Genomic DNA, 23631 nt, shown 5'->3' on the forward strand with positions numbered 1-23631 from the left:
TGTCGGTCTCGCGATAGCGCCTGCCACGCTCAGTTGTTAAAAGGGACGTCTTTGAACACTTCGCGAAAGGAACTCGACCATGCCTGCAACCTTCACCAAAAACGCTTTGCTGCTGAGCCTGTTGCTCGGCCTGACGCAAATCCAGACTCAGGCCCAGGCCGCCAGCGCGCCCAATCCCGCTGCTGTCGCCAATCGCCTGGGCATCCCTCATCCGGCCGTCATTGCTCACCGTGGCGCGTCCTACGATGCACCGGAATCCACCGCTGCCGCCTACAGGACCGCTCGCGATCTGGGCGCCGACTACCTGGAACTCGACCTGCAGCGCAGCAAGGACGGCGTGCTGTTCGCCCTGCACGACAACAACCTGCAACGCACCACCGACGTGGCGAGCAAGTTCCCCGAGCGCAAGGACAGCCCCGCCAATGCCTTCACCATGGCCGAGCTGAAAACCCTCGACGCCGGGCGCTGGTTCAACGCCGCCTACCCGGATCGCGCACGGCCTTCCTTCGCCGGTCTGAAAATCCTGACCCTGGATGAAATCATCGACATCGCCCAGGGCAATCCACTGCACCAGCCGGGCCTGTACATCGAGACTAAGGAGCCCAAGCAGTTTCCCGGCATCGAGCGTGATCTGCGGGCGAAACTGCAGGACCGTGGCTGGTTGAGCCCGGCCGGTTCCAAACTGGGCAAGCGCGAGCTGGCGGTCGGTCAAGGCAAAGGCAAGGTGGTCTTGCAGACTTTCGAGAAGAGCAGCCTGGAGTTGCTGCAGAAGGAAATGCCGAAGGTGCCGAAGATCCTGTTGTTGTGGGTGGGCGAAGGCAATATCGAGCCGGCCTCGAAGGTCAGCTTTGCCGAGTCCGGCGAGCAGGACAAAGCCGCTTTCTATGCCAAACAGCAGCCCAGGGACAAAGCCGAATTCCAGCGCTGGGTCGACTACGCCAAGGCCCAGGGCGCGATCGGCACCGGCCCATCTGCTGCGCTGACCCAAGGTGGAGATCAGAGTTATGCGGATCTGGTGCAACCGTGGATGAACCAGTACACCCATGATCAGGGGATGCTGGTGCACGTCTACACCGTCGACGATGCCGTGGATTACCAGAAGGTCATGAATGCCGGCGTCGACGGGATTTTCACCAACCGCGCCAGCGAGTTGTTGAAGTTCTATAAACGCCCGGCGGCGGCGAGTGTTGATCAGGTATTGAAGAACAATGGGTATTGATCCGGGACCGTGGTGACTGCTTCGCGAGCAGACTCGCTCCCACACCTCAGATCAACTGTAGGAGCGAGCCTGCTCGCGATGGTCGTCAACGATAACGCGGGAAGCCTGATACCCCGCGGCGTTCTCGGGTTCATCGCGAGCAGGCTCGCTCCTACAGAGGTACGGCCTGGGGTTTTAAGGGTGGATTAAGTTACGACAGCTAATCTGATCTCACTTAAACAGATCACCCAAGGAACGAACCTTATGAAGACTTTGACCGCCCTGTTCACCGCCGCCACCCTGACCCTCTCCGCCGGCCTGGCCCAGGCCAAGGACGTTCCCGTCGACCAGATCCCTCAACTGGTCAAGGACGGCAAGATCAAGCCGCTGGAAGAACTGAATGCGATCGTGATGAAGCTGCACCCGGGCGCAACGATCACCGACAGCGATCTGGACAACCACACCAGCCTCTACGAATACGAAGTCGAGTTGAAGGACGCCCAAGGCGTTGAATGGGACGTGGATTTGAACGCCACCACCAGCGAAGTCCTGAAGAACAAGAAAGACCACTGATGCACACAGCAAAAAGCCGCACGATGTTCGCATCGTGCGGCTTTTTTACGTCTGGATGATTGATCAGGCCGTGGTGCTGACCAGCGCTCCCGAGGTGCTGGAAGAGGAATCCGTCAGCGCCTGCAACAACGCCGCCGTAGCGCTCTGCAACGAGGCGGAAGTCGCTGCGATCTGCGATTGAGCCGCCGCCACTTCGCTGGCCTTGGCCGCATCGACTTCGCGCTTGGCCTGGGCTGCTTGCAGTTGTTGCTGCTGCTCCTGCATCTGCTTTTGCAGCTCGGCGATCTGCTTGCGCAGCTCTTTAACCGCATCGGATTCTTCGTTGCTGGAGCTGCTGTCACCCGACGCCGGTGCGCCGCCGGCCGGGGCCTTGGTGCTGTCGGCAGCAGCGCCGGCAGCTGCGGAAGTGGCGGAGGTTGCCGTGGTGCCTTCGGTATCGGTGCTGCTGGCGACTTTGGTGGCTGTATTCAACGTCGTTTGCGGGATCGAAATGTTGGTGATGCTGACCATGCTGGTACTCCGTTACGGGTTCGGTTTCACCTGATCATCGACGTCCACAACCCGCACTTGAGATCGACTGTGTACCGACTCGGTAAGCAAGTCGGTACACAGCGGTGTTCATCAGGCGCTCAAGCGCGCCGTCACCTGGTTCAACTCCCCCGACAGGCCATGCAGGTTGTTGCTTGCCGCTTCGGTGCGCTGCACGTTGTCCAGGTTGGTGCTGGCGATGCTGGTGATCTCGGTGAGGTTGCGCGAGATGTCCTCGGCCACCGAGGTCTGCTCTTCGGCGGCGGTGGCGATCTGGCGGTTCATGTCGCGGATGGCTTCCACGGCCAGGGTAATGCGCTCGAGCATGGCGCCGGCCTCGGTCACCTGCTGCACGCTTTCTTCGCTGCGCGACTGGCCGCTTTCAATCGCCTGGGCGGCATCCACCGCGCCGGTCTGCACAGTCTGGATGATCTGGTTGATCTCGATGATCGACGCCGCCGTGCGCTGGGCCAGGCTGCGCACTTCATCGGCCACCACCGCAAAACCGCGCCCGGCTTCACCGGCGCGCGCCGCTTCGATGGCCGCGTTGAGCGCCAGCAAGTTGGTCTGCTCGGCAATGCCACGGATCACTTCCAGCACCTTGCCGATGCGCCCGCTGTCGGTTTCCAGCTGACGGATGACCGTGGCGGTGTTGGCGATTTCACCGCGCATCTGGGTGATGGTGTGAATGGTGCCGTGCATGACTTTCTCGCCCTGCTGCGCCGACTGGTCGGCATCGTCGGCGGCACGCGCGGCATCGGCGGCATGACGAGCCACTTCCTGCGCGGTGGCGGACATCTCGTTCATCGCCGTGGCCACCTGATCGGTGCGGTTGAACTGCTCGCTGGTGCCGTTGGCCATGACGGTGGCGATGGCGTTCAGTTCGCCACTGGCACTGTCCAGATCCGAGGCGCTGCGTTGCAGGCGATTGAAGGTTTCGGCAAGGAAATCGCGCAGGGTGTTGGCGGCCATCGCCAGTTTGCCCAGTTCGTCCTGACGGTTGCTGCTCACGCGATCGGCAAACTTGCCCTGGCTGAGTTGCGCCACGTAGTCGATCAAACGGCGAATCGGCTCGACCAGGTGGCGGTTGACCAGCCACAGGCTCAGCAGGCCAATCAGCAGCCCCGAGGCCAGCATCACGATGATCCCCAACAGCACGGTGCGCTCGGCACTGGCGCTGATCAGCGTCGATTGCTCGGCGCCCTGTTTGCGCAACTCGCTGACCAGTTCGCTCATCTGCTCACTGGTGGCGCGGTCCACGCCCTTGACGGCAGTGTCGCCCGCCGTTGGATCGGCACCGGCCGCCACGTAGGCATCACGACCCTTGCGGTAAGCCGCGCCCAACTGGCGATGCTCATCACGCAGCCGCTCGATGCGAGCCTTGAGGGACGCCTCGATACCCGGCTGCCCCGCCAGTTGGCCGAGGATGCCCTGCACATCGGCCTGACGCTCCTCGAACTGCTTCCAGTACTTGTCCAGGTCCGCCGGTTGCTTGCCGCGCAGCAGGACGTTTTTCCACTCTTGCACCTGCACCTTGAATTGCAGGTTGGCCTCGTCGATCAATTGCGAGGTGTGCAGCGGCCCTTCGATGAGGTTGGCGTAGCTCTGCACGCCACTGGAGAGAAAGTGAAAACAGGCCAGGGCAATCAACAACATCGCGATCAGACTGCCGCTCAACAGGGCGAGAATTTGCGCTCTCAGGGACTTTTGCAAAGACATCGGAAGGTACTCATGGCAGGAATGAGACACGCCCTTGGAGAGCGTGAAAAGTGTCCGGACATCCCTGTCTGCGGTGTCGGCCATCGGCCGCGCGGCGCGCACTGTAACCTCCCCGAGATCGGCGTGCCAGAGCGGTTCTTGAGCCGAATCCGACGACCGGTATGGCAATCGTTTGTATTCATTTTCTCGTCACAAAACCGTCATCTGGCCTTGCGATGATGCGCCCTGTGCCCGTGCCTGAACTGCACCTGTAGGAGCGAGCCTGCTCGCGATGGTCGTTAACGAAAACGCGGCGTAACTGGATGTACGCGGTGCCCTTGCGTTCATCGCGAGCAGGCTCGCTCCTACAGGAGACATTCCCACCTTGCGAGTCCTCATGAACCACAGCCTCGATCAAAGCCATCGCGACCCTGATCTGTTTGGTTTGCTGTACGGGTTCAGTTTCCGTCCCGGCGAACGCGGGCAGGAAATCGATTCGGCCAGGGCGTTGCAATGCCTGCAACAGCCGGACGACAGCGAAGAATTCCTCTGGCTGCACCTGAACCTCGCCCACGCCGCGTGCGAGCGCTGGATGAAGAGCCACCTGGAATTGCCCGACGAGTTTTTCGAAGCCCTGCACGAAGGCTCGCGCTCGACGCGCATCGAGCATGTCGACTCGGCGCTGTTGGCGGTAGTCAACGATGTGGTGTTCAACCTCAGCAGCATGGTCTCGTCCGATGTCTCGACGCTGTGGGTGTGCGTGCGCAGCAAACTGATCATCAGCGCGCGCCTGCAGCCGCTGCATTCGGTGGACAAGTTGCGCTCCTCGGTGAAGGCCGGGGAGCGCTTTCGTTCGCCGCTGGAATTGCTGGTGCACTTGCTGCGTGATCAGGGTGAAGTGCTGACCCAGATCGTGCGTAAGACCAGCCTGAGCGTCGATCAGGTGGAAGACGAGCTGCTGTCCTCACGCCTGTCGACCAACCGTGCCGAGCTGGGCGCCAATCGCCGGGTGCTGGTGCGTCTGCAACGGCTGCTGGCGCTGGAGCCGGGCTCGCTGCTGCGCCTGCTCAACCGCCCGCCGCCGTGGCTGCAAAAGGAAGACGTCAAGGAGCTGCGCAAATCCACCGAGGAGTTCGCGCTGATCATCAACGACCTGACGGCGCTCGGTGAACGCATCAAGCTGCTGCAGGAAGAAATCGCCGCCAACCTCAACGAACAGAGCAACCGCACGCTGTTTACCTTGACGGTGGTGACGGTGCTGGCGCTGCCGATCAACATCATCGCCGGCTTTTTCGGGATGAACGTGGGTGGCGTGCCGCTGGCCCAGGATCCGGAAGGGTTCTGGATTCTGGTGGCACTGGTGGCGACCTTCACCGTGATTGCCGGGCGTTGGGCGTTTCGCAAGCGGCGGGATTATTGAACTCATCACCGCCTCATGTAGGAGCAAGGCTTGCCCGCGATTGAGGCAACGCGATTTATCAGATGACCGCGTTATCGTTCATCGCGGGCAAGCCTTGCTCCTACAGGGGCCGTGGCACATTCGGATCAACGGATCCAAAAAACGCCCAAACCCTGACCCAGAACAGCCTCCCTGTAACATTTCGCAATGATCATGGCGGATACCCCTTCCCTCCTCAGGAATGCCCGGTATGGCTACGCCTTCTTTCTCCACCGCCCAAGCGCCCGTCGCAGGCGGTAGACCTCATCTGGATAAAAAACCCGGCCTGCTCACCCTCGTGATTTTCTTTGCGGTACTGGCCATGGGGCTGCTGTTTACCGCCTACAGCCTGATGCGCGACATGAACGAACTCGGCACGGTGGTGACCACCTGGACACCGTTCCTGCTGCTCGGCGTGGCGCTGGTGATTGCCCTGGGCTTCGAGTTCGTCAACGGCTTCCACGACACCGCCAACGCCGTGGCCACGGTGATCTACACCCACTCGCTGCCGCCAAATTTCGCGGTGGTCTGGTCCGGGTTCTTCAACTTCCTCGGCGTGCTGCTGTCCAGCGGCGCGGTGGCGTTCGGCATCATCGCCCTGCTGCCGGTGGAGCTGATCCTGCAAGTCGGCTCTTCGGCCGGTTTCGCGATGATCTTCGCCCTGCTGATCGCCGCGATCCTGTGGAACCTCGGCACCTGGTGGCTGGGCCTGCCGGCCTCGTCGTCGCACACCCTGATCGGTTCGATCATTGGTGTGGGCGTGGCCAATGCCCTGATGCACGGACGCGACGGCACCAGTGGCGTGGACTGGGCGCAGGCGACCAAGATCGGCTATGCGCTGCTGCTCTCGCCGCTGGTCGGCTTCGGCTGCGCCGCGCTGTTGCTGCTGGCCTTGCGCGCCTTCGTGAAAAACCGTGCGCTGTACAAGGAGCCGCAAGGCAACACCCCGCCGCCGTGGTGGATTCGCGGTCTGCTGATCCTGACCTGCACCGGCGTGTCCTTCGCCCACGGTTCCAACGATGGCCAGAAAGGCATGGGCCTGATCATGTTGATCCTGGTCGGTACGCTGCCGATGGCCTATGCGCTGAACCGCACCATGCCGGCCGATCAGGCCTTGCAGTTCGCCGCCGTGGCGGAAGTCACCCAACAAGCGCTGGTGAAAAGCGCACCGCTGCCGGCTCCGGCCGATCCGCGTCCGGTGCTGTCCGAATACGTGCGCAGCAAGGAAGCGACGCCGCAACTGGTGCCGGCGCTCGCGGCGCTGACCGGCAGTATCGGTGCCCAGGTCAAGAGTTATGGCTCGCTGTCCAAAGTACCCGCCGAAGCGGTGGGCAACGTGCGTAACGACATGTACCTGACCAGCGAAACCATTCGCCTGATGGACAAGAACAAGGTTGGCAACTTCGACGCTGACACCAGCGGCAAGCTGCAACTGTTCAAGCAGCAGATCGACAGCTCGACGCGGTTCATTCCGCTGTGGGTGAAGATCGCCGTGGCCATCGCCCTGGGCCTGGGCACCATGGTCGGCTGGAAGCGCATCGTGGTGACGGTCGGTGAAAAGATCGGCAAGACCCACCTGACCTACGCCCAGGGCGCCTCGGCGGAAACCGTGGCCATGCTGACCATCGGCGCGGCCGACATGTTCGGGTTGCCGGTCTCGACCACCCACGTGTTGTCTTCGGGGGTGGCCGGGACCATGGTCGCCAATGGCGGTGGGTTGCAGATGAAGACCATCCGCAACCTGTTGATGGCGTGGGTGCTGACCTTGCCGGCGGCGATTTTGTTGTCGGGCAGCCTGTATTGGTTGTTCACCCAGCTGTTCTAAAGAACAGCGCATTCAACCTGTAGGAGCGAGCCTGCTCGCGATGGTCGTCAACGATAACGCTGGGTGCCTGACACTCCACTGCGTTCTCTAGTCCATCGCGAGCAGGCTCGCTCCTACAGGGTTATGCGTTGACCAGGCGGGCACGGGTCACGTCGTATACCCAGTGGTAAACGTAGGTGTACGGCAGGAAGAACAGCAACACGCCGATATCCAGCACGAACGCCTCCAACAGGCTGATATCCAGCCACCACGCAATCAGCGGCACGCCCAGGGCCACCAGGCCACCTTCGAACATCAGCGCATGCACCACCCGCGTCCAGGCGTTGTGGGCGATGGCGAAGCGTTTGAGTACGCGGTCGAACCAACCGTTGAAAATCACGTTCCACGCCAGCGCCAGCGCGGCCATGGCGATGGTCACGACGCCCATGTCGAGCATCGGTTTGTCCATGATCCACGCCAGCAACGGGGTACAGATCAGGATGGCCAGCAGCTCGAAACCGATGGCCTGGAAAATACGTTCAGTGATGGATTTGTTGGCAGTCATGGCCGACTCCCTTGAGTGTGTGTGGTTGCCATGGTCCGACATCACACCGATACTTCATAACCAATAACCATCGATCAAGGCGATAGTTCATGGCGTCCCAGGAAGTGTTGCAGGCGTTCGTCCAGGCCGCGACCCAAGGCTCGTTTTCCGCCGCGGCGCGTAAGTTGGGCCGCAGCCAGTCGACCATCAGCGCTGCGGTGGCCAGCCTGGAAATCGATCTGAACCTGGAACTGTTCGACCGCAGCAGCCGCAAGCCCACGCTCACCCCGGCCGGGCACGTGATGTTGCAGCGGGCCGAGGACATCCTCGCCGCCACCGGCCGCCTGGAAATGACCGCCAGCCAACTGTCCCAAGGGGTCGAGGCGAAGCTGACGGTGGCGCTGTCCGACACCTACCAGTCCGACCGCTTCGAAGCGGCACTCAGTGCCTTCGAGCAGCGTTACCCGGATTTGGAGCTGGAATGCCTGATCGCCGAATGCGACGACCTGGTGGCGCTGGTGCAGAGCGGTCGGGCGAATGTGGCATTCGCCGAAATGCAGGACAGCTACCCGCCGGACCTGATGAACGCGACGGTGGACGAGCGCACGGACATCGCCCTGTTCGTCTCGCCCGCGCATCCCCTGGCCACGCTCGAACACATCGATCAGGACGTGCTGCAGCAGCATCGTGAGCTACGCCTGGCGACCATCGTCAACCCGTATGAAAGCCGCGCCAAGGGCCGGGTCTGGTCGGCGCCCAGTTACCTGATGCTGCTGGAGATGGCCCAGGGCGGATTCGGCTGGGCACCGTTGCCGCGCTGGCTGGTGGAGCGTTTCGGGCCGGGGTCGTTGCAGGAACTGTCCGTGCGTGGCTGGCCGAAAACCGTGTATGTGGATGCGTTGTGGTCGCGGCTCAATCCGCCGGGGCCGGCGGGGAGCTGGTTGTTGGGCAAGATGCTGGAATAGCGGTGTCTGGTCGGACGCCATCGCGGGCAAGCCTTGCTCCCACAGGATTTGCATCGAACCTGTGGGAGCAAGGCTTGCCCGCGATGAGGCCAGCACATTTAACATTGATGGCGTCTGACACTCCGCTTTCGCGAGCAGGCTCGCTCCCACAAGGGAATGCACTTCAACTGTGGGAGCGAGCCTGCTCGCGATGAGGCCAGTGGAAACACATCACTCCAACGCCTTGAGCCGGGCCTCGATAAACCGCCGCTCCGGCTCTTGTCGGGTCAACTCCAGCGCCCGTTCATAGGCCTCGCGCGCCTGCTCTACCCTCCCCAACTGCCGACAAAACTCCGCCCGCGCCGAATGCGCCAGGTGGTAATCAAGCAGCTCTCCGCGATCCAGAATCGCGTCGACCAACGCCAGCCCCGCCAGCGGCCCATCGCGTTTGGACAGCGCCGCCGCCCGATTCAGCTCGATCACCGGCGACGGCACCGCCCGCAGCAGCACGTCGTATAGCCCGACGATCTGCACCCAATCGGTCTCATCCACCGAAGGCGCTTCAGCATGCACCGCGGCAATCGCCGCTTGCAGGCAATACGGGCCGAACCCGCGAGTACCCAGCGCCCGTTCCACCAGTGCACAACCTTCGGCGATCATCTCGCCGTCCCACAAGGTGCGGTCCTGCTCGTCCAGCAAGATCAACTCGCCGCTCGCTGAGGTCCTGGCCACCCGCCGCGATTCGTGCAGCAACATCAACGCCAGCAACCCCATGACTTCCGGCTCCGGCAGCAACTCCATCAACAAACGCCCAAGACGAATCGCTTCGCGGGTCAGATCCTCACGGGTGACCTGGGCGCCGATGGACGCCGAATGACCCTCGTTGAACACCAGGTAAATCACCCGCAAAACACTGTCGAGGCGTTCGGGCAATTCCGCCAGGGACGGCACTTGATAGGGGATTTTCGCGTCGCGGATTTTCGCCTTGGCCCGCACGATGCGCTGGGCGATGGTGGCCGGTGCCGAGAGAAAGGCCCGGGCGATTTCTTCCGTGGTCAGGTCGCAGACTTCACGCAGGGTCAAGGGCACCTGGGCGTCCGCCGCCAAGGCCGGGTGACAACAGGTGAAGATCAGGCGCAGGCGATCGTCTTCCACATCTTCATCACTCCAGTCGGATTGCTCCAGCGCCTCCAGTTGCGCGATCAACAGCGGGCGCGAGGCGGCGAACCGGGCGCGCCGGCGCAGTACATCGATGGCCTTGAAACGCCCGGTGGACACCAGCCAGGTGCGCGGGTTGTCCGGCACGCCGTCGCGCTGCCAGCGCTCGACCGCGACGAAGAAGGCCTCGTTCAAGGCTTCTTCGGCGAGGTCGAAATCGCCGAGCAGGCGGATCAGGGTCGCGAGGATGCGCCGCGAGTCCTGGCGATAGACCTGCTCGACCTGCGCCTTCACCGACTCCGGCATGTCAGACATTCAACGTTCGAACGGGGCGCACTTCGACGCTGCCGACCCGCGCCGCCGGGATGTCACCCGCGACCTGGATGGCTTCGTTCAGATCCTTGGCATCGATCAGGTAGAAGCCGGCCAATTGCTCCTTGGTTTCGGCAAACGGACCGTCAATGATCGACAACTTGCCGTTGCGCATGCGCACGGTGGTGGCGGTCTGCACCGACTGCAGCGCCTCGGCGGCGATCATCCGGCCACTGCCCTGGACCGACTCGGCATAGGCCATGCACTCCTCGTCGTTGGGGCTTTCCGGCAGCGAATGCAGCAGGCGCTCATCGCTGTAGACCAGGCATAAATATTTCATCGCGCTCTCCTGACCGAAGGGTTCTACTCAAGGCTCCAGATTGAACAGTGCCGCGCCGCTTTGCATGTCGAACGGGGCCGACCAGTGTTCGTGAACGATGCGCCATTGCCCGGCTTCGCGTCGATAGCCGGCGGTTCCGCGCATCCAGCAGGCCTGGATTTCGCCCTTGTCGTTGGTGCCACCGCAGTGGGCCAGCCAGTGGGCGAAGGCGATGTGTTCATCGGCGACGATGTTGATGTGGTCGAAGTCGAACTGGTGCGGGCCCGGGCACATTTCCATGCAGGCATGCCAATGCGCCCGGTAGGCGGCTTTGCCGCGAAATTGCAGGGCCTTGACCGCGTCGAAGGAGACGATGTCCTCGCCATAGAAGCTCATGATTCTGTCGATATCCTTGGCGACAACCGCCTGACGATAGTTGTCGATGAGGGTCTGGATTTCATGGGTGGCGCTCATGGTGGTTCTCCGTGGTTTTTATTGTGAAGACACCTTTAGTCGTCTGGCGGCCCGGCTGATCGACAGCTGAAATAAAAATAATCCAAAGCGCCGTAATCGCTAGAATCCGCAGTTCATTCGTGCAGGAACAAGGACACTCCCATGACAGCCCGACTCGTGCCTTACGAAAGCCTCAGCGCGCTGCAGCGCCAGCAGGTCGAGGCGATAGAGGTGCTCCCGGAACAGATCAAATTCTCCGGTGACATTCACGGCGCCTTGCACACCCTGCTGTCCCGTCCCTGCCCCGGCGTCAAGGGATTTGCCCTGCTGGCGGACGACATTCCCGTGGCGTTCCTGCTGCTCAAGCGCCCGCCGGTATTGCCGGCCTGGGCCAATGAGCATAGCGCCACGCTGCATGCGCTGCAGGTCGACCAACGGGCCCAGGGCAAAGGCTATGGCAAGGCCTGCCTGCAAGCGCTGCCCGAAGCGGCGCGCCAGGCCTGGCCGGAAATACGGGGGCTGGAGTTGTCGGTGGATGCGGACAATGAGTCGGCGATTGCGCTGTATGCCCGGTATGGCTTTGTCGACAGCGGCGAGGCGTACAGGGGAAGGATCGGGTATGAGCGGCGGATGGGGCTGAGCTTCTGAAACTGAGCACGATTCCCTGTGGGAGCGAGCCTGCTCGCGAAAGCGGTGTGTCAGGCAACATTGATGTCGTTTGATTCACCGTCTTCGCGAGCAGGCTCGCTCCCACAAATGCGCTCCCACAGGGGATCTGCGTTGGAGTCAGAGATTGAGCAACATCTCATGCCACGCCATGCCGCCATGGTCGGAAGCCGAAGGCTTGATGTAGGCAAACCCGAACCCGGCATACAACGGAATGTGCCGCTCCTTGCACATCAAATGAATCGTCGCCTTGCCCATGCCACGCATGCGCTCGATGAACTCAGCCATCAAGCGCTTCGCCAGACCCTGCCCCTGATAATCCGGATGCACCACCACCGACATGATCACCACGTTCGGGCCCGCCGGGTCGTGGCCGATCAGTTCCTTGAACGCTTCATCGGACATTTCCACCTGGAACGCCGCGCCGGAGTTGATGAAACCGGCCACCACGCCGTCCACGTCGGCCACGATGAAACCCTCGGGCCAGGTGGCGATACGGGTGGCGATCTTCTCGTAGGTCGCGGCTTCGTCGCCTTCGTAGGCAACGGTTTCGATGGCGTAGCAGCGGTCCAGGTCGGCAGGCGTGACGTTGCGGATGACGGTGTTCATGGCAGCTCGGAATGGGCGGGAAAAGGCAGGGGATCTTAAAGCAGGCGCAGCGTGACATCGAGAGGCGAATCGGTTGATGCACCTCCCTAGGCCTAAGTCATTGCTGGATCGGCAACCAGATTTCCAGCTTGCCGGTGTTCAGCTTCGGGTTGTAGTCCTCGCTGTAGCGCTCGAACTCCGGGGCGTCGCTGGCCTTGTAGCCGGATTGCGGGAGCCAGGTATCACAGATGTAGCGGAAGGTCTGCGGCAAAGTGGTCAAAGGCCCCTTGTGCTCGAACACCGCGTAATACTGCGGCTGGACTTCAACCCAGCGGTAGCTGTCGGGCAGGTCATCGAGCTTGCTGATCTCGACCCCGGCGATGTAGTCGAAACCGCCCTGACCATCGAAGTTATAACCGACGCCGTACATCACTTCGCCTTTCTGGCCAGGGATCTGCCCCAGATGAGGCATGAGTTTCTCCCACAGAGCGGGGATACGCGGGATGGTCTGTTGGGTGAAGCGCTCGCCCATACCGGCAATCAGGAAAAAGTGCCCGTGTTCGAAGCGAGGTTCCGACAGTTCGAAGCCTTTTTGTTCATCCATGACGCAACTCCTGGAAGGAAAAAGTGGGTTCGGCTGGGAGTATAGAAGCCAAACCCGATTCGCCCAGTTACAGGGCGTGCAACTGCTCGACGGCACCCGCTCCGAAGAACTCGTTGTACCCCGATAGGATCACGTACACCGCGAAATAGCAGAAGATCGCCGCCGATGCCATGTAGGAGTAACGCAGCAGCTTGTCGCCCAGCAGCTTGCCACCGTGGCTGGCGGCGAAGCACAGGCCGGCGCACCACAGCAGCCCGGCGCAGAGGAAACCACCGAGGAACAACGCTGAACTCAGGGGGCCGCCACCGCCGGAGCGGGCGATCAGCGTGCCGCCCACGGCGGCGAACCAGAGGATCGCGCTGGGCGATGACATGGCGAGAAAGATCCCGCGAAAGAACTCCTTGCGAGGGGAGTTGTGGCCGACCTCGGCGGTGGCGGCCAACTGCGCTTCATGGTGAATCGCCGAATAGATCATCTTCGCCGCGAAGTACACCAGCAGCGCAGAACCGCCGATCCACAGCACCCAGCGCACGGTTTCGTATTGCAGCAGAACGGTCATGCCCGCCAGCGCCAGCACCGCGTAGATCAAGTCGCCGACGCAGGTGCCCAGGCCCAGGGCGAAGCCTTGAAAATAGCCGCGTTGCATCGCCAGGGTGATCATCGCGATGTTGGCCACGCCGATATCCAGGCACAGCGAAAGGCTCAGCAAGAAGCCACTGCTAAATTCCATCAATCCAATTCCTTCGGAAAAATTTGTTTACATCGAGGCTGGACAGTCTGCCACAGCTGCCCGTACATTCCGCCACAGGTCACCGCAGTGACCTGCGTCGCTCGGACGGTTCCGGGCGCTTACGTTATCGAGGCAACAATGGCCGAACAAGGTTCGCCGCGCCGCTTTGCGCGCATAGATCGACTCCCCCCCTACGTTTTCAACATCACAGCCGAGCTGAAGATGGCCGCCCGTCGTCGTGGCGAAGACATCATCGACTTGAGCATGGGCAACCCCGACGGCGCCACCCCGCCGCACATCGTCGAGAAACTGGTGACCGTCGCCCAGCGCGAAGACACCCACGGCTACTCGACGTCCAAGGGCATTCCGCGTCTGCGCCGGGCGATTTCCAACTGGTACAAGGAACGCTACGAGGTCGACATCGACCCGGAAAGCGAAGCCATCGTCACCATCGGCTCCAAGGAAGGCCTGGCGCACCTGATGCTGGCCACCCTGGATCAGGGTGACACGGTACTGGTGCCCAACCCGAGCTACCCGATTCACATCTACGGTGCCGTGATTGCCGGCGCCCAGGTGCGTTCGGTGCCGCTGGTGCCGGGCGTGGATTTCTTCGCTGAACTGGAACGGGCCATTCGTGGTTCGATCCCGAAGCCGAAGATGATGATTCTCGGCTTCCCGTCCAACCCCACCGCGCAGTGCGTGGAGCTGGATTTCTTCGAACGGGTAATCGCCCTCGCCAAGCAGTACGACGTGCTGGTGGTGCATGACCTGGCCTACGCCGACATCGTCTACGACGGCTGGAAAGCCCCGTCGATCATGCAGGTGCCCGGCGCTAAGGACATCGCGGTGGAGTTTTTCACCCTGTCCAAGAGCTACAACATGGCGGGCTGGCGCATCGGTTTCATGGTCGGCAACCCGGAACTGGTCAGCGCCCTGGCGCGGATCAAGAGCTACCACGACTACGGCACTTTCACCCCCTTGCAGGTGGCAGCGATTGCCGCGCTGGAAGGCGATCAACAATGCGTGCGCGACATCGCCGAGCAATACCGGCAGCGGCGCAACGTGCTGGTCAAGGGCCTGCATGAATTGGGCTGGATGGTCGAGAATCCGAAAGCCTCGATGTACGTCTGGGCGAAGATTCCCGAGGCGTACGCCCACATGGGTTCGCTGGAGTTCGCCAAGAAACTGCTGGCCGAAGCCAAGGTCTGCGTTTCGCCGGGCGTGGGTTTCGGTGAGTACGGGGATGATCACGTACGCTTCGCCCTGATCGAAAACCAGGACCGGATCCGCCAGGCCGTGCGCGGGATTCGCGGGATGTTCCGGGCGGATGGGCTCGTCACCAAATCCAACGCCTGACACAAAAACCTGTAGGGCCGAGCCTGCTCGCGATGAGGCCATCACTTTCAAAAAAGCTGTTGCCTGACCCACCGCTATCGCGAGCAGGCTCGCTCCTACAGTGGTTTTGTGTATGACCATGAAATCATCACCCACAAAAAAACCGCATCACTGCGGTTTTTTTGTGTCTGTTGAAAACGCTTAAACGAACAGCGACAACAACAGAATAAAGCCCAGCCCCACCACCGACAGAATGGTCTCCATCGCGGTCCAGGTCTTGAACGTCTCTGCCACGGTCATGTTGAAGTACTGCTTGACCAGCCAGAAACCGGCGTCGTTCACGTGGGACAGGATCAAGGAACCGGCACCGGTGGCCAGTACCAGCAGTTCACGGTTAACCCCTGGAATCATCCCGACAACTGGCACCACGATGCCCGCGCCGGTAATGGTCGCCACGGTGGCCGAACCTGTAGCGATACGGATCACCGCCGCCACCAGCCAGGCCAGCAGGATCGGCGAGATCTGTGCAGCCACAGCCATATGACCGATCACGTCGCCTACGCCGCTGGTCACCAGCATCTGCTTGAAGCCACCGCCGGCACCGATGATCAGGATGATCGCGGCGGTCGGCGCGAGGCTCGCGTCCAGCCACTTGAGGATCTGTTGCGAACCGATGCCCTGCTTGTGACCGAAGGTGTACAGCGACAGCAGCAACGCCAACAGCAGCGCCGAGATCGGGTGACCGATCAGGTCCATGAAGGTGCGGAAGAAGTTGCCGTCCGGCAGCACCACGTCAGCGAAAGTTTTCAGCAGCATCAGGAACACCGGCGACAGCACGGTGACCAGGGTGATGCCGAAGCTTGGCAGTTCGGCGGAGTCCGATTCACGGGCCAGTTGATCCACCAGTTCCTGGTTCGGATGGCCTGGGATGTGCTTGGCAATGAAGGTACCGAAGATCGGACCGGCAATGATCGCCGTTGGCAGCGCCACGATCAGACCGTAAAGAATGGTCTTGCCGATGTCGGCACCGAACACGCCGATCGCCAGCAGTGGGCCCGGGTGCGGTGGCACCAGGCCGTGCACGGCGGACAGGCCGGCCAGCAGCGGGATGCCGATCTTGATGATCGACACACCGGTGCGACGGGCGACGATGAACACCAGCGGGATCAGCAGCACGAAGCCGATTTCGAAGAACAGCGGGATGCCCACCAGGAACGCGGCGAACATCATCGCCCACTGCACCTTGTCCTTGCCGAAGGCGCGGATCAGGGTCTGGGCGATCTGGTCCGCCCCGCCCGACTCGGCCATCATTTTGCCGAGCATGGTGCCCAACGCGAGGATGATCCCGACGAAACCGAGCACGCCACCGAAGCCATCCTGGAAGGCCTTGATGATGGTGCCGATCGGCATGCCGGAAGTCAGCCCGAGGAAGGCGGCGGCAATGGTCAGGGCAATGAAGGGGTGAAACTTAAACTTGGTGATCAGGACGATAAGCCCGATCACCGTCACCACTGCATCAAGCAGCAGGAACGTCTCGTGGGACATGCCAAACATTAGGGGTGTCTCCTGGTTGTTGTTGTTATTAAAGCGGGTAATTCGAAAGCCATAAGGACAGCGCTATCTCTGCAAGCAAAAATTAACCGGCACGTTTCAGGCCGTGCTCGAGCCACCAGTGGTGTGCTTGCACCGCCAACTGGTCGACGCTGTGGGTCGAGGCATCGAGGGCCAGGGTCAACGGCTCGCCGACCGGGGATTCGAGGGTGGCGAACTGGCTATCGATCAGGGTCGACGGCATGAAATGGCCCGGACGATGGGAAACCCGGTCGGCAGCCACTTCGGGGGTCAGTTCCAGGAACACGAAGCCCAGGCCCGGCAAGGCACTGCGCAAGCGTTCACGGTAAATGTGCTTGAGGGCCGAGCAGGTCAGCACCGGGCGCTGGCCCAGGGCGTCGACGCGGCGCAGCTCATCGCACAGGCTGTCGAGCCAGCCGGCACGGTCTTCATCGTTCAGGGGAATACCCGCGCTCATCTTTTCGATATTGGCGGCAGGGTGGAAAGAGTCGCCTTCAATGGCAGTGGCGCCGTTAAGCAGGCAGAGGGCCTCGCTGACGCACGTCTTGCCGCAACCGGCAACGCCCATGATGACCAGGGCGGTGATGGGATGGTTCATGTAACACCTCAGCGCGCAGACAGCGCTACCTTTGCCAGTTATGACACTAGACCAAAAGCAGGAGTTGCCGACGCCTTTCTTGTCATTTTGTGGGTTGCAGCATGTTTGTCCCCAACGCCAAAAAGCGAGGATCAGGCGAACCCTCGCTCACGCATTTGCAGCTGCATCGAGACAGCGCTACCTTAGTGCCTTGAATATTGTTTGGCAAGCCGTCGATGACCTCAACCAAGAACGATAAAAATACGCGCACCACTGGCCGCCCTACCCTGAACGAAGTCGCGCGACTGGCTGGCGTCAGCCCGATTACCGCGTCTCGCGCCCTGCGCGGCTTGAGCACAGTGGCCACGGAACTGGTGGAAAAAGTCCAGAACGCGGCCCGTGAACTCAACTACGTGGTCAACTCCGCCGCCCGCGCCCTGGCCTCGGCCCAGAGCCATTCGGTGGTGGTGTTGGTGCCGTCGCTGTCCAACCTGCTGTTCATCGACACCCTGGAAGCCATTCATCAGGTTCTGCGCCCCAAGGGCTTCGAAGTGCTGATCGGCAACTTCCATTACTCGCGCGATGAAGAAGAAAACCTGCTGCGCAACTACATGGCTTATCAGCCCCGTGGCTTGCTGCTGACCGGTTTCGACCGCACTGAAAGTTCGCGGCGGATGATCGAGGCAAGCAACATCCCCTGCGTGTACATGATGGAACTGGACAGCGCCGCGGGCCTCAATTGCGTCGGTTTTTCGCAGCTGGCCGCCGGTGAAACGGCTGCCGAACATTTGCTGTCCCGGGGCCGCAAGCGCCTGGCCTACATCGGCGCGCAGCTCGACCAGCGCACGCTGCTGCGCGGCGAAGGTTACCGTCGCGCCCTGCAAAAAGCCGGTCTGTATGACCCGGCACTTGAAGTGCTGACCCCGCGTGCCTCTTCCGTGGGCCTGGGTGGCGAACTGTTCTTGAAACTGCTGGCCAGCCATCCGGATGTCGATGCCATCTTCTTCGGCAACGACGACCTGGCCCAGGGCGCCCTGCTCGAAGCCCTGCGCTGCGGGATCAAGATCCCCGAACAAGTGTCGATCCTCGGTTTCAACGATTTGCCGGGGTCGGCCCACATGGTCCCGCGCTTGAGCAGCATCAACACCCCGCGCGAAGCCATCGGCCGCCGCGCGGCAGAGCAGATGCTGACGCTGATGGCCGGTAATACCGTGGCCAAGCCGGTGCAGGACATGGGGTTTGAGTTGAAGGTGCGCGAGAGTACGTAGGAGCTTGCGCAGGCTCTGATCGTTCCCACGCTCTGCGTGGGAATGCCTCAACGGACGCTCCGCGTTCGGCTCTGGATTTGGGACGCGGAGCGTCCCCGGCTGCATTCCCACGCAGAGCGTGGGAACGATCACATCGCAACCTGCGGCAGCTCCTACAATTAAGGGGATGTACACCATTGTGGATGGAGTCGCTTCATGGAACATGCACTGAAAATCCTCGGCAAGGCCTCGTCGATCAACGTCCGCAAGGTCCTGTGGACCTGCGAGGCGCTGGGCCTCACCTATGAGCGCGAGGATTGGGGCAGCGGTTTCGCCTCGACCCACAGCCCCGAGTTCCTGCGCTTCAACCCCAACGCCCAGGTGCCTGTGATCATTGATGAGAACGGGCCGCTGTGGGAGTCCAACACCATCTGCCGCTACCTGGCCGGCAAGCATCACCACCATCACAACGAGCTGCTGCCCACCGACCCGGCGGCCCGCGCCCGGGTGGACCAGTGGATCGACTGGCAGGCCACCGATCTCAACGCTTCCTGGAGCTACGCTTTCATGGCGCTGGTGCGCAAGGACCCGGAATTCCAGGACCCGCATCGCGTGGAAGTCAGTGTGCGCGGCTGGAACCAGAAAATGGGTATCCTCGAACATCAACTGGCGAGCACCAAGGCCTACGTCGCCGGGGCCCGGTTTACCCTGGCCGACATCGTGATCGGGCTGTCGGTCAACCGCTGGCTGATGACGCCGATGGAGCGCTCCGACTACCCGGCCATCGATGAATACTTCAAGCGTCTGGCACCGCAGCCCGGTTTTCTCAAGCACTGCTGCAACGGCCTGCCTTGAATGGCGCAACCTTTGCCATCCGTCGGCAAAGGTTTGCCCTTCTCTGCCGCGAAAGCTCACCGAAACAAGGCTAACCAGCTGATCTGTATAGAGTTTTCTTTACAGGCACAGTCTTTGCTCAAAGCCCTGCACTGTCATCACTTACAAGGGCTTTCATCATGTTGGTCAATGCAAAAACAAACCTGGTTACTCCCCTTCCCAAACGCCCAGGCGAGGATCCCACCGCCGAAGCCGCCGCCGGCCTGCAAAGCGTCCTGACCCAGGCCCTGCAGAACAACGTGCAGGCACAGAACTCCCAGGCCGCGTCCCAGGTTCAGGAGTCCGCCACCGGGCAGGCCACGCAGCAGGTCAGCGAAACCACACGCATCAGTGACAACGTCGATGAAGCGTTCGCCAAGACCCGCGTGAACCTGCAAGCGGTCAATGCGCCGCTGCCGGACGGCGTCAGGGATCGGATCAAGGACGGCTCGGCCACCTCCGAGTTCAAGGAGTACATGAGCAAGTCCCCGGAACAGCGCATGCACGATGCGATCCTTGAGGAAATGGGCCTGACTCAGGAAGAAGTCGACAAGATGCCTCCGGAGAAGCAGCAGGCGATCGGTGAGGAAATCGCCAAGCGCATGGAAGACAAGCGCGAGATGGCAGCGGCCGAGAAGGCGCAAAAGGACGGCAATCAGGACAAGGCTCAGGTGGTGGATAAACTCCTGGCTTCGCTCTGAGCACAGCCCCGTCCCCTGTAGGAGCGAGCATGCTCGCGATGGATTACCAGACACCGCTGGCATTCAGAATGCCCGCGTTATCGTTGACCTCCATCGCGAGCATGCTCGCTCCTACAGGGGTTTGCGTTTAATTCAGTTGCAGCGTGGAATTGAACTGACTGATCGCATCCACCACATGCCGCGAGCCCTGTTGAATCTCCAGAATCACTTCCCCCGCCTCGTTAGCCAGCTCCACCCCGAGCCCGGTTCGGCTCAGGCTCGATTGCATGCTCGTCACCGCACTCACCGACAGATCGTGGTTCTTGCGCACCACATCGACGATTTCCACCGTCGCCTGGCTCGTGCGCGCGGCCAGGCTGCGCACTTCATCGGCCACCACCGCGAAGCCTCGGCCGTGCTCCCCGGCGCGGGCCGCTTCGATGGCAGCGTTGAGCGCCAGCAGGTTGGTCTGATCGGCGATGCCGCGAATGGTCTGCACGATGGTGCCGATGATGTCGGACTGTTTGCTCACCGCATCGATGCTCAGCGCCGCTTCGTTCAGGTCTTTGGAAATGTCCTGGATGATCTGCACCGTCTGCTGCACCACCTCGGAGCCCTTGCGGGCGCAAACGTCATTTTGCACCGAGGTGCTGTGGGCCGATTCCGCAGCGGTTTGCAGGGTGGTCATCTGGCGGGTGATGTCGCTGGCGAACTTCACCACCTTGTACAGCCGGCCCTTGGCGTCGAACAAAGGGTTGTAGGACGCTTCCAGAAAGACGGTATGACCGAACTTGTCTTTGCGCTCGAATCGGTGCGAGTGATATTCGCCGCGATTGAGCGACGCCCAGAATGCCTTGTAGGCCGACGACTCGGCTTCGGCACGGTGACAGAACAGGCTGTGGTGTTGGCCAACGACTTCGTTAAGGGAGTAGTGCATGGTCTTGAGAAAGTTTTCGTTGGCCGTGATGACCTTGCCGTCCGGGGTGAATTCGATCACCGCCATGGAGCGGCCGATGGCGGCGAGCCGGGCTTCGTTTTCGTGTTCCTTGTTGATCCTGTCGGTGATATCCGTGGCCACCTTGATCACGCTGCGCACCTGTCGGTCAGGGCCGAACACCGGCATGTAACTGGCTTCGAGCCAGATCTCCCGGCCACTCTTGTTCAAGCGCGAAAAGGTGCCGCTGAGCGCTTCGCCCCGCGCCAGGTCACGCCACAATTTGGCGTACGCCTCGCTGCGGTAAAACGCTTCCTCGCAGAAAATCCGGTGATGCTTGCCGCGTACTTCATCGGCGCTGTAACCCATGGCCCTGCAAAAGTTTTCATTGGCATCGATGACGATGCCATCCGGTGTGAACTCGATCATCGCCATCGAACGACCGATAGCCGCCAACTTGGCATTGGCTTCGGCCAGTGCACAGCCGGAGCGTTCGATTTCCAGCAAGTCAGCCTTGTTATGCAGGTTGAACATGGTCGTATCACCCTATGCGCGGTCTTTTGATAAATGAAAGTAACGGGGCTTTCACATCCACCACTTCGTTCCTTGGAACAGGTACGCGCGCCCCTCCAAAGGAAGGACTTGTCAGGGAATTAGTTGATGTTGAATCGGAGGGTCCTTATTTCGACGTCCTCATCAAGACATCCTTCTCTTGATAGCCCGAAACCGGGCGAGCCCTGATGTGCTCATAAACAAAGTCCATTTAACGTATTTCTCCATTTTGATCGGCTACGGTGCCTTGGCCTGCGCACTCTGAAGCCGCAATCGCTATTGGCCGATTGCGTCCGACATAGTTAGTTACGAATGAGCATAGACAGGCATGGGGGCTAAGCAAGGCCACTAGTCGGCCAGTATCGAGGACAAAATCGGTTCAGCGGTTGGATCCAAAACCGCTCTAGGACGCGTGTTTGAGAATGGGAACGAAGACGGTGTCAGCCGTGGGGATGGGGTGAAGCGGATCGCGAGCAGGCTCGCTCCTGCAGGGCCACGGAAATCCTGTAGGAGCGAGCCTGCTCGCGATGGCTAACGATCGAACAGCACAGCACAGCACTACAGGCTGGCACTCACCTTGCCCGCCACCTCCCCCGGCACCCAACCTTTCCACACCTGCGGCTGTTCACGCAAAAACGCTTCGGCGACTTCCCGCGGCTTCTGCCGCTTTTCGCTCATCTGCCCCAACGTCTGGTTCAACAGATCGATCGGCAGGTCGACCTTCTCGAAGAACGTCACCAGCTCCGGGTACTGCGCCTTGAAGGGTGCGGACACGCCGATGGCCAGGCTGGCCGGCATCGAGCGGGTACCCCTCGGATTGGGGTTAGTGGCGTCGGCCAGGGTTTTCCAGGCGTCGGCGTCGAACGGCGGTTCTTCCAGCTTCACCAGTTTGAAGCGCCCCAACAGCGGCGTTGGCGACCAGTAGTAGAACAGCACCGGCTTGCCGCGACGAATCGACGACGCCACCTCGGTATCCAGCGCCGCGCCGGAACCGGTGCGGAAGTTGACGAAGCTCTGCGTCAGGCCGTAGGCCTTGAGCTTCTGGCTGTTGACGATTTCCGAGGTCCAGCCGGTGGGGCTGTTGAGGAAGCGCCCGCGGCTCGGATCCTCGGGGTCGCGGAACACGTCCTTGTACTTGCTCAGGTCGGCCACGGATTTGAGCTCCGGCGCCAGCGGCTTGATGCCGCGCTCCGGGTCGCCCTTGATCACGTACTCCGGCACCCACCATCCCTCGGTCGCGCCCTTGACCGTATCGCCAAGGCCGAACACCTTGCCCTCAGAGGCGGCCTTGACCCATGCCGGACTGCGCCCGGCCCACTCTTCGCCAATCACCTGAATGTCATTTTTGGCCAGCGCCGCTTCGAGGCTGACGGTGCTGCCCGGCAAGGTATCGGTGGGGTAGCCGTAACCTTTCTCGACGATCAGCCGCAGGATCTCGGTGATGAGATTGCCGCTTTCCCAGGTCAGGTCGCCAAAGTGGATGGGCGTCGTTTTTTCGCTTGCCGATGCCGGGCCGGCAATCAGGCTCAGGGCCAGCAGCGAACTGCCGAGCAGGGTTTTGATCGATCTCATGCGGACCTCTTGTTCTGTAGTGGGTTGTTCAGCCATTGATTGGCGCTGTGCCGGGCGCACAGGGCCGTGGAACGGGTCATGTAGACGCTGACCGAACGCGGGGAAATGCCCAGTTCAGCGGCGATCTGCGGGTAGGTCAGGCCGTCGACCCGCGACAGCAGAAAGGTCGCCCTGACCTTGCCCGGCAGGCGCGCCAAGGTGCGGTCGAGGCCGTGCAGGGCCTGGGTCAGTTGCGCCAGTTCTTCGGGGGACGGTGCCGTGGGTTGATCAAGCTGTTGCAGTTGATCCAGGTGCCGGCGTTCCAGATCGCGGCGGCGCCACGACTCAAAGACCAGACGTCGGGCGATGGTGGTGAGCAAGGCGCGCGGTTCGCGGATCGATGTCAGGTCGGGCGTTTCGAGCAACTGCACGAAGGCATCGGCGGCGATGTCTTCGACGCTGCAAGCGTTGCCCAGGTATTGGCGCAAGCGGGCGCACAGCCAGGGGTAATGGGCGCGGAACAAGCCGCCCACGTCATTGCGATGGGAAAAGTCGGTGCCGGACATAGAGGCTCCAAAGGTCAGGGTCGCTGAATGTCCGGTCGTCCGGTGGCGCGATCCTAGCAAGGAGCCTTATTCATTAATAATATTTAAAATTCATTTTTATATTCGATTTAGGAATATTTATTTGTGTTGTCTGGCAGATTGCTTTCGCGAGCAGGCTCGCTCCCACAGGTCCGCGGATATTCTGTGG

Annotated in this window: 24 protein-coding genes and 1 pseudogene; 10 read left to right on the forward strand and 15 right to left on the reverse strand. The window is 61.4% G+C overall.

Annotated elements, in window-relative coordinates; translation table 11 throughout:
- The first annotated feature begins 79 nt into the window (after positions 1 to 79).
- Both DKY63_RS13425 and DKY63_RS13430 read left to right on the forward strand, forming a co-directional pair.
- Positions 80 to 1219 carry a glycerophosphodiester phosphodiesterase gene (locus DKY63_RS13425; RefSeq protein ID WP_110964536.1) on the forward strand — a complete coding sequence of 380 codons (1140 nt, stop codon included), beginning with the start codon at positions 80 to 82 and terminating at the stop codon, positions 1217 to 1219.
- Between the two features lie 243 nt (positions 1220 to 1462).
- The gene (locus DKY63_RS13430; RefSeq protein WP_110964537.1) at positions 1463 to 1771 is read left to right on the forward strand and encodes a PepSY domain-containing protein; all 309 of its coding nucleotides are present in this window, start codon (positions 1463 to 1465) and stop codon (positions 1769 to 1771) included.
- 63 nt (positions 1772 to 1834) lie between these two features.
- Here DKY63_RS13430 and DKY63_RS13435 read toward each other — a convergent pair whose 3' ends face one another.
- A complete protein-coding gene (locus DKY63_RS13435) occupies positions 1835 to 2281 on the reverse strand; it encodes a hypothetical protein (protein ID WP_110964538.1) in 447 nt (148 codons plus the stop codon).
- Positions 2282 to 2392: 111 nt separating this feature from the next.
- Positions 2393 to 4018, reverse strand: coding sequence for a methyl-accepting chemotaxis protein (locus DKY63_RS13440; RefSeq protein ID WP_110964539.1), 1626 nt, complete (start codon positions 4016 to 4018; stop codon positions 2393 to 2395).
- Positions 4019 to 4394: 376 nt separating this feature from the next.
- Here DKY63_RS13440 and DKY63_RS13450 point away from each other — a divergent pair, with 376 nt between their 5' ends.
- Together DKY63_RS13450 and DKY63_RS13455 are read left to right on the forward strand one after the other, a co-directional pair.
- The gene (locus DKY63_RS13450; RefSeq protein WP_110964540.1) at positions 4395 to 5417 is read left to right on the forward strand and encodes a transporter; all 1023 of its coding nucleotides are present in this window, start codon (positions 4395 to 4397) and stop codon (positions 5415 to 5417) included.
- A 229-nt stretch (positions 5418 to 5646) separates the two neighbouring features.
- Positions 5647 to 7260, forward strand: a complete 1614-nt coding sequence (locus DKY63_RS13455; protein ID WP_110964541.1) for an inorganic phosphate transporter — start codon at positions 5647 to 5649, stop codon at positions 7258 to 7260.
- Positions 7261 to 7381: 121 nt separating this feature from the next.
- On the opposite strand, the gene DKY63_RS13460 is transcribed toward DKY63_RS13455, so the two are convergent.
- Positions 7382 to 7804 (reverse strand): multidrug/biocide efflux PACE transporter, encoded by a 423-nt coding sequence (locus DKY63_RS13460; protein ID WP_110964542.1) that lies wholly within the window; start codon positions 7802 to 7804, stop codon positions 7382 to 7384.
- Positions 7805 to 7893: 89 nt separating this feature from the next.
- Between DKY63_RS13460 and DKY63_RS13465 the strand changes: the two genes are divergently transcribed.
- Entirely contained in the window at positions 7894 to 8748 is an 855-nt protein-coding gene (locus DKY63_RS13465; RefSeq protein ID WP_110964543.1) for a LysR family transcriptional regulator, read from the forward strand.
- Between the two features lie 210 nt (positions 8749 to 8958).
- Here DKY63_RS13465 and DKY63_RS13470 read toward each other — a convergent pair whose 3' ends face one another.
- The 3 genes from DKY63_RS13470 to DKY63_RS13480 are packed head-to-tail and all read right to left on the reverse strand — an operon-like array spanning position 8959 to position 10990.
- On the reverse strand, positions 8959 to 10191 hold the full coding sequence (locus tag DKY63_RS13470) for an RNA polymerase sigma factor (RefSeq protein WP_110964544.1): 1233 nt from the start codon (positions 10189 to 10191) through the stop codon (positions 8959 to 8961).
- A 1-nt stretch (position 10192) separates the two neighbouring features.
- Entirely contained in the window at positions 10193 to 10537 is a 345-nt protein-coding gene (locus DKY63_RS13475) for a YciI family protein (RefSeq protein WP_110964545.1), read from the reverse strand.
- A gap of 27 nt (positions 10538 to 10564) precedes the next feature.
- A complete protein-coding gene (locus DKY63_RS13480) occupies positions 10565 to 10990 on the reverse strand; it encodes a YybH family protein (protein WP_110964546.1) in 426 nt (141 codons plus the stop codon).
- A 141-nt stretch (positions 10991 to 11131) separates the two neighbouring features.
- Between DKY63_RS13480 and DKY63_RS13485 the strand changes: the two genes are divergently transcribed.
- Positions 11132 to 11617 (forward strand): GNAT family N-acetyltransferase, encoded by a 486-nt coding sequence (locus DKY63_RS13485; RefSeq protein WP_110964547.1) that lies wholly within the window; start codon positions 11132 to 11134, stop codon positions 11615 to 11617.
- Positions 11618 to 11755: 138 nt separating this feature from the next.
- Here the strand turns inward: DKY63_RS13485 and DKY63_RS13490 are convergent, their stop codons facing one another.
- The 3 genes from DKY63_RS13490 to DKY63_RS13500 form a co-directional block, all read right to left on the reverse strand.
- Positions 11756 to 12244 carry a GNAT family N-acetyltransferase gene (locus DKY63_RS13490; protein ID WP_110964548.1) on the reverse strand — a complete coding sequence of 163 codons (489 nt, stop codon included), beginning with the start codon at positions 12242 to 12244 and terminating at the stop codon, positions 11756 to 11758.
- A 97-nt stretch (positions 12245 to 12341) separates the two neighbouring features.
- Positions 12342 to 12827 carry a GyrI-like domain-containing protein gene (locus DKY63_RS13495; RefSeq protein ID WP_110964549.1) on the reverse strand — a complete coding sequence of 162 codons (486 nt, stop codon included), beginning with the start codon at positions 12825 to 12827 and terminating at the stop codon, positions 12342 to 12344.
- A gap of 67 nt (positions 12828 to 12894) precedes the next feature.
- Positions 12895 to 13557 (reverse strand): LysE family translocator, encoded by a 663-nt coding sequence (locus DKY63_RS13500; RefSeq protein WP_110964550.1) that lies wholly within the window; start codon positions 13555 to 13557, stop codon positions 12895 to 12897.
- A gap of 138 nt (positions 13558 to 13695) precedes the next feature.
- Between DKY63_RS13500 and alaC the strand changes: the two genes are divergently transcribed.
- Positions 13696 to 14913, forward strand: a complete 1218-nt coding sequence (gene alaC, locus DKY63_RS13505) for an alanine transaminase (protein WP_110964551.1) — start codon at positions 13696 to 13698, stop codon at positions 14911 to 14913.
- A 180-nt stretch (positions 14914 to 15093) separates the two neighbouring features.
- Here alaC and DKY63_RS13515 read toward each other — a convergent pair whose 3' ends face one another.
- Both DKY63_RS13515 and DKY63_RS13520 read right to left on the reverse strand, forming a co-directional pair.
- Positions 15094 to 16446 carry a GntP family permease gene (locus DKY63_RS13515; RefSeq protein WP_110964552.1) on the reverse strand — a complete coding sequence of 451 codons (1353 nt, stop codon included), beginning with the start codon at positions 16444 to 16446 and terminating at the stop codon, positions 15094 to 15096.
- An 82-nt stretch (positions 16447 to 16528) separates the two neighbouring features.
- A complete protein-coding gene (locus DKY63_RS13520) occupies positions 16529 to 17062 on the reverse strand; it encodes a gluconokinase (protein WP_110964553.1) in 534 nt (177 codons plus the stop codon).
- Positions 17063 to 17277: 215 nt separating this feature from the next.
- Here DKY63_RS13520 and DKY63_RS13525 point away from each other — a divergent pair, with 215 nt between their 5' ends.
- From DKY63_RS13525 to DKY63_RS13535, 3 genes are all read left to right on the forward strand, one after another.
- On the forward strand, positions 17278 to 18309 hold the full coding sequence (locus DKY63_RS13525; RefSeq protein WP_110964554.1) for a LacI family DNA-binding transcriptional regulator: 1032 nt from the start codon (positions 17278 to 17280) through the stop codon (positions 18307 to 18309).
- A 195-nt stretch (positions 18310 to 18504) separates the two neighbouring features.
- On the forward strand, positions 18505 to 19143 hold the full coding sequence (locus tag DKY63_RS13530; protein ID WP_110964555.1) for a glutathione S-transferase family protein: 639 nt from the start codon (positions 18505 to 18507) through the stop codon (positions 19141 to 19143).
- Between the two features lie 158 nt (positions 19144 to 19301).
- A complete protein-coding gene (locus DKY63_RS13535) occupies positions 19302 to 19862 on the forward strand; it encodes a hypothetical protein (RefSeq protein ID WP_110964556.1) in 561 nt (186 codons plus the stop codon).
- Positions 19863 to 19989: 127 nt separating this feature from the next.
- Here the strand turns inward: DKY63_RS13535 and DKY63_RS33070 are convergent, their stop codons facing one another.
- The 4 genes and pseudogenes from DKY63_RS33070 to DKY63_RS13550 all read right to left on the reverse strand — a co-directional run bounded on the left by DKY63_RS33070 (position 19990) and on the right by DKY63_RS13550 (position 23444).
- Entirely contained in the window at positions 19990 to 20529 is a 540-nt protein-coding gene (locus DKY63_RS33070; RefSeq protein WP_430523153.1) for a methyl-accepting chemotaxis protein, read from the reverse strand.
- 9 nt (positions 20530 to 20538) lie between these two features.
- Positions 20539 to 21309, reverse strand: a pseudogene (locus DKY63_RS33075) (PAS domain-containing protein); the annotation flags it as partial.
- Between the two features lie 576 nt (positions 21310 to 21885).
- On the reverse strand, positions 21886 to 22899 hold the full coding sequence (locus DKY63_RS13545; protein ID WP_110964558.1) for an ABC transporter substrate-binding protein: 1014 nt from the start codon (positions 22897 to 22899) through the stop codon (positions 21886 to 21888).
- Complete coding sequence (locus DKY63_RS13550) at positions 22896 to 23444, reverse strand: sigma-70 family RNA polymerase sigma factor (RefSeq protein WP_110964559.1); 549 nt, start codon at positions 23442 to 23444, stop codon at positions 22896 to 22898. The genes DKY63_RS13545 and DKY63_RS13550 overlap by 4 nt, the downstream gene beginning before the upstream one ends.
- Between the last annotated feature and the right edge of the window lie 187 nt (positions 23445 to 23631).

Source organism: Pseudomonas putida (genome assembly GCF_003228315.1).
Taxonomy (GTDB): Bacteria; Pseudomonadota; Gammaproteobacteria; order Pseudomonadales; family Pseudomonadaceae; genus Aquipseudomonas; species Aquipseudomonas putida_S.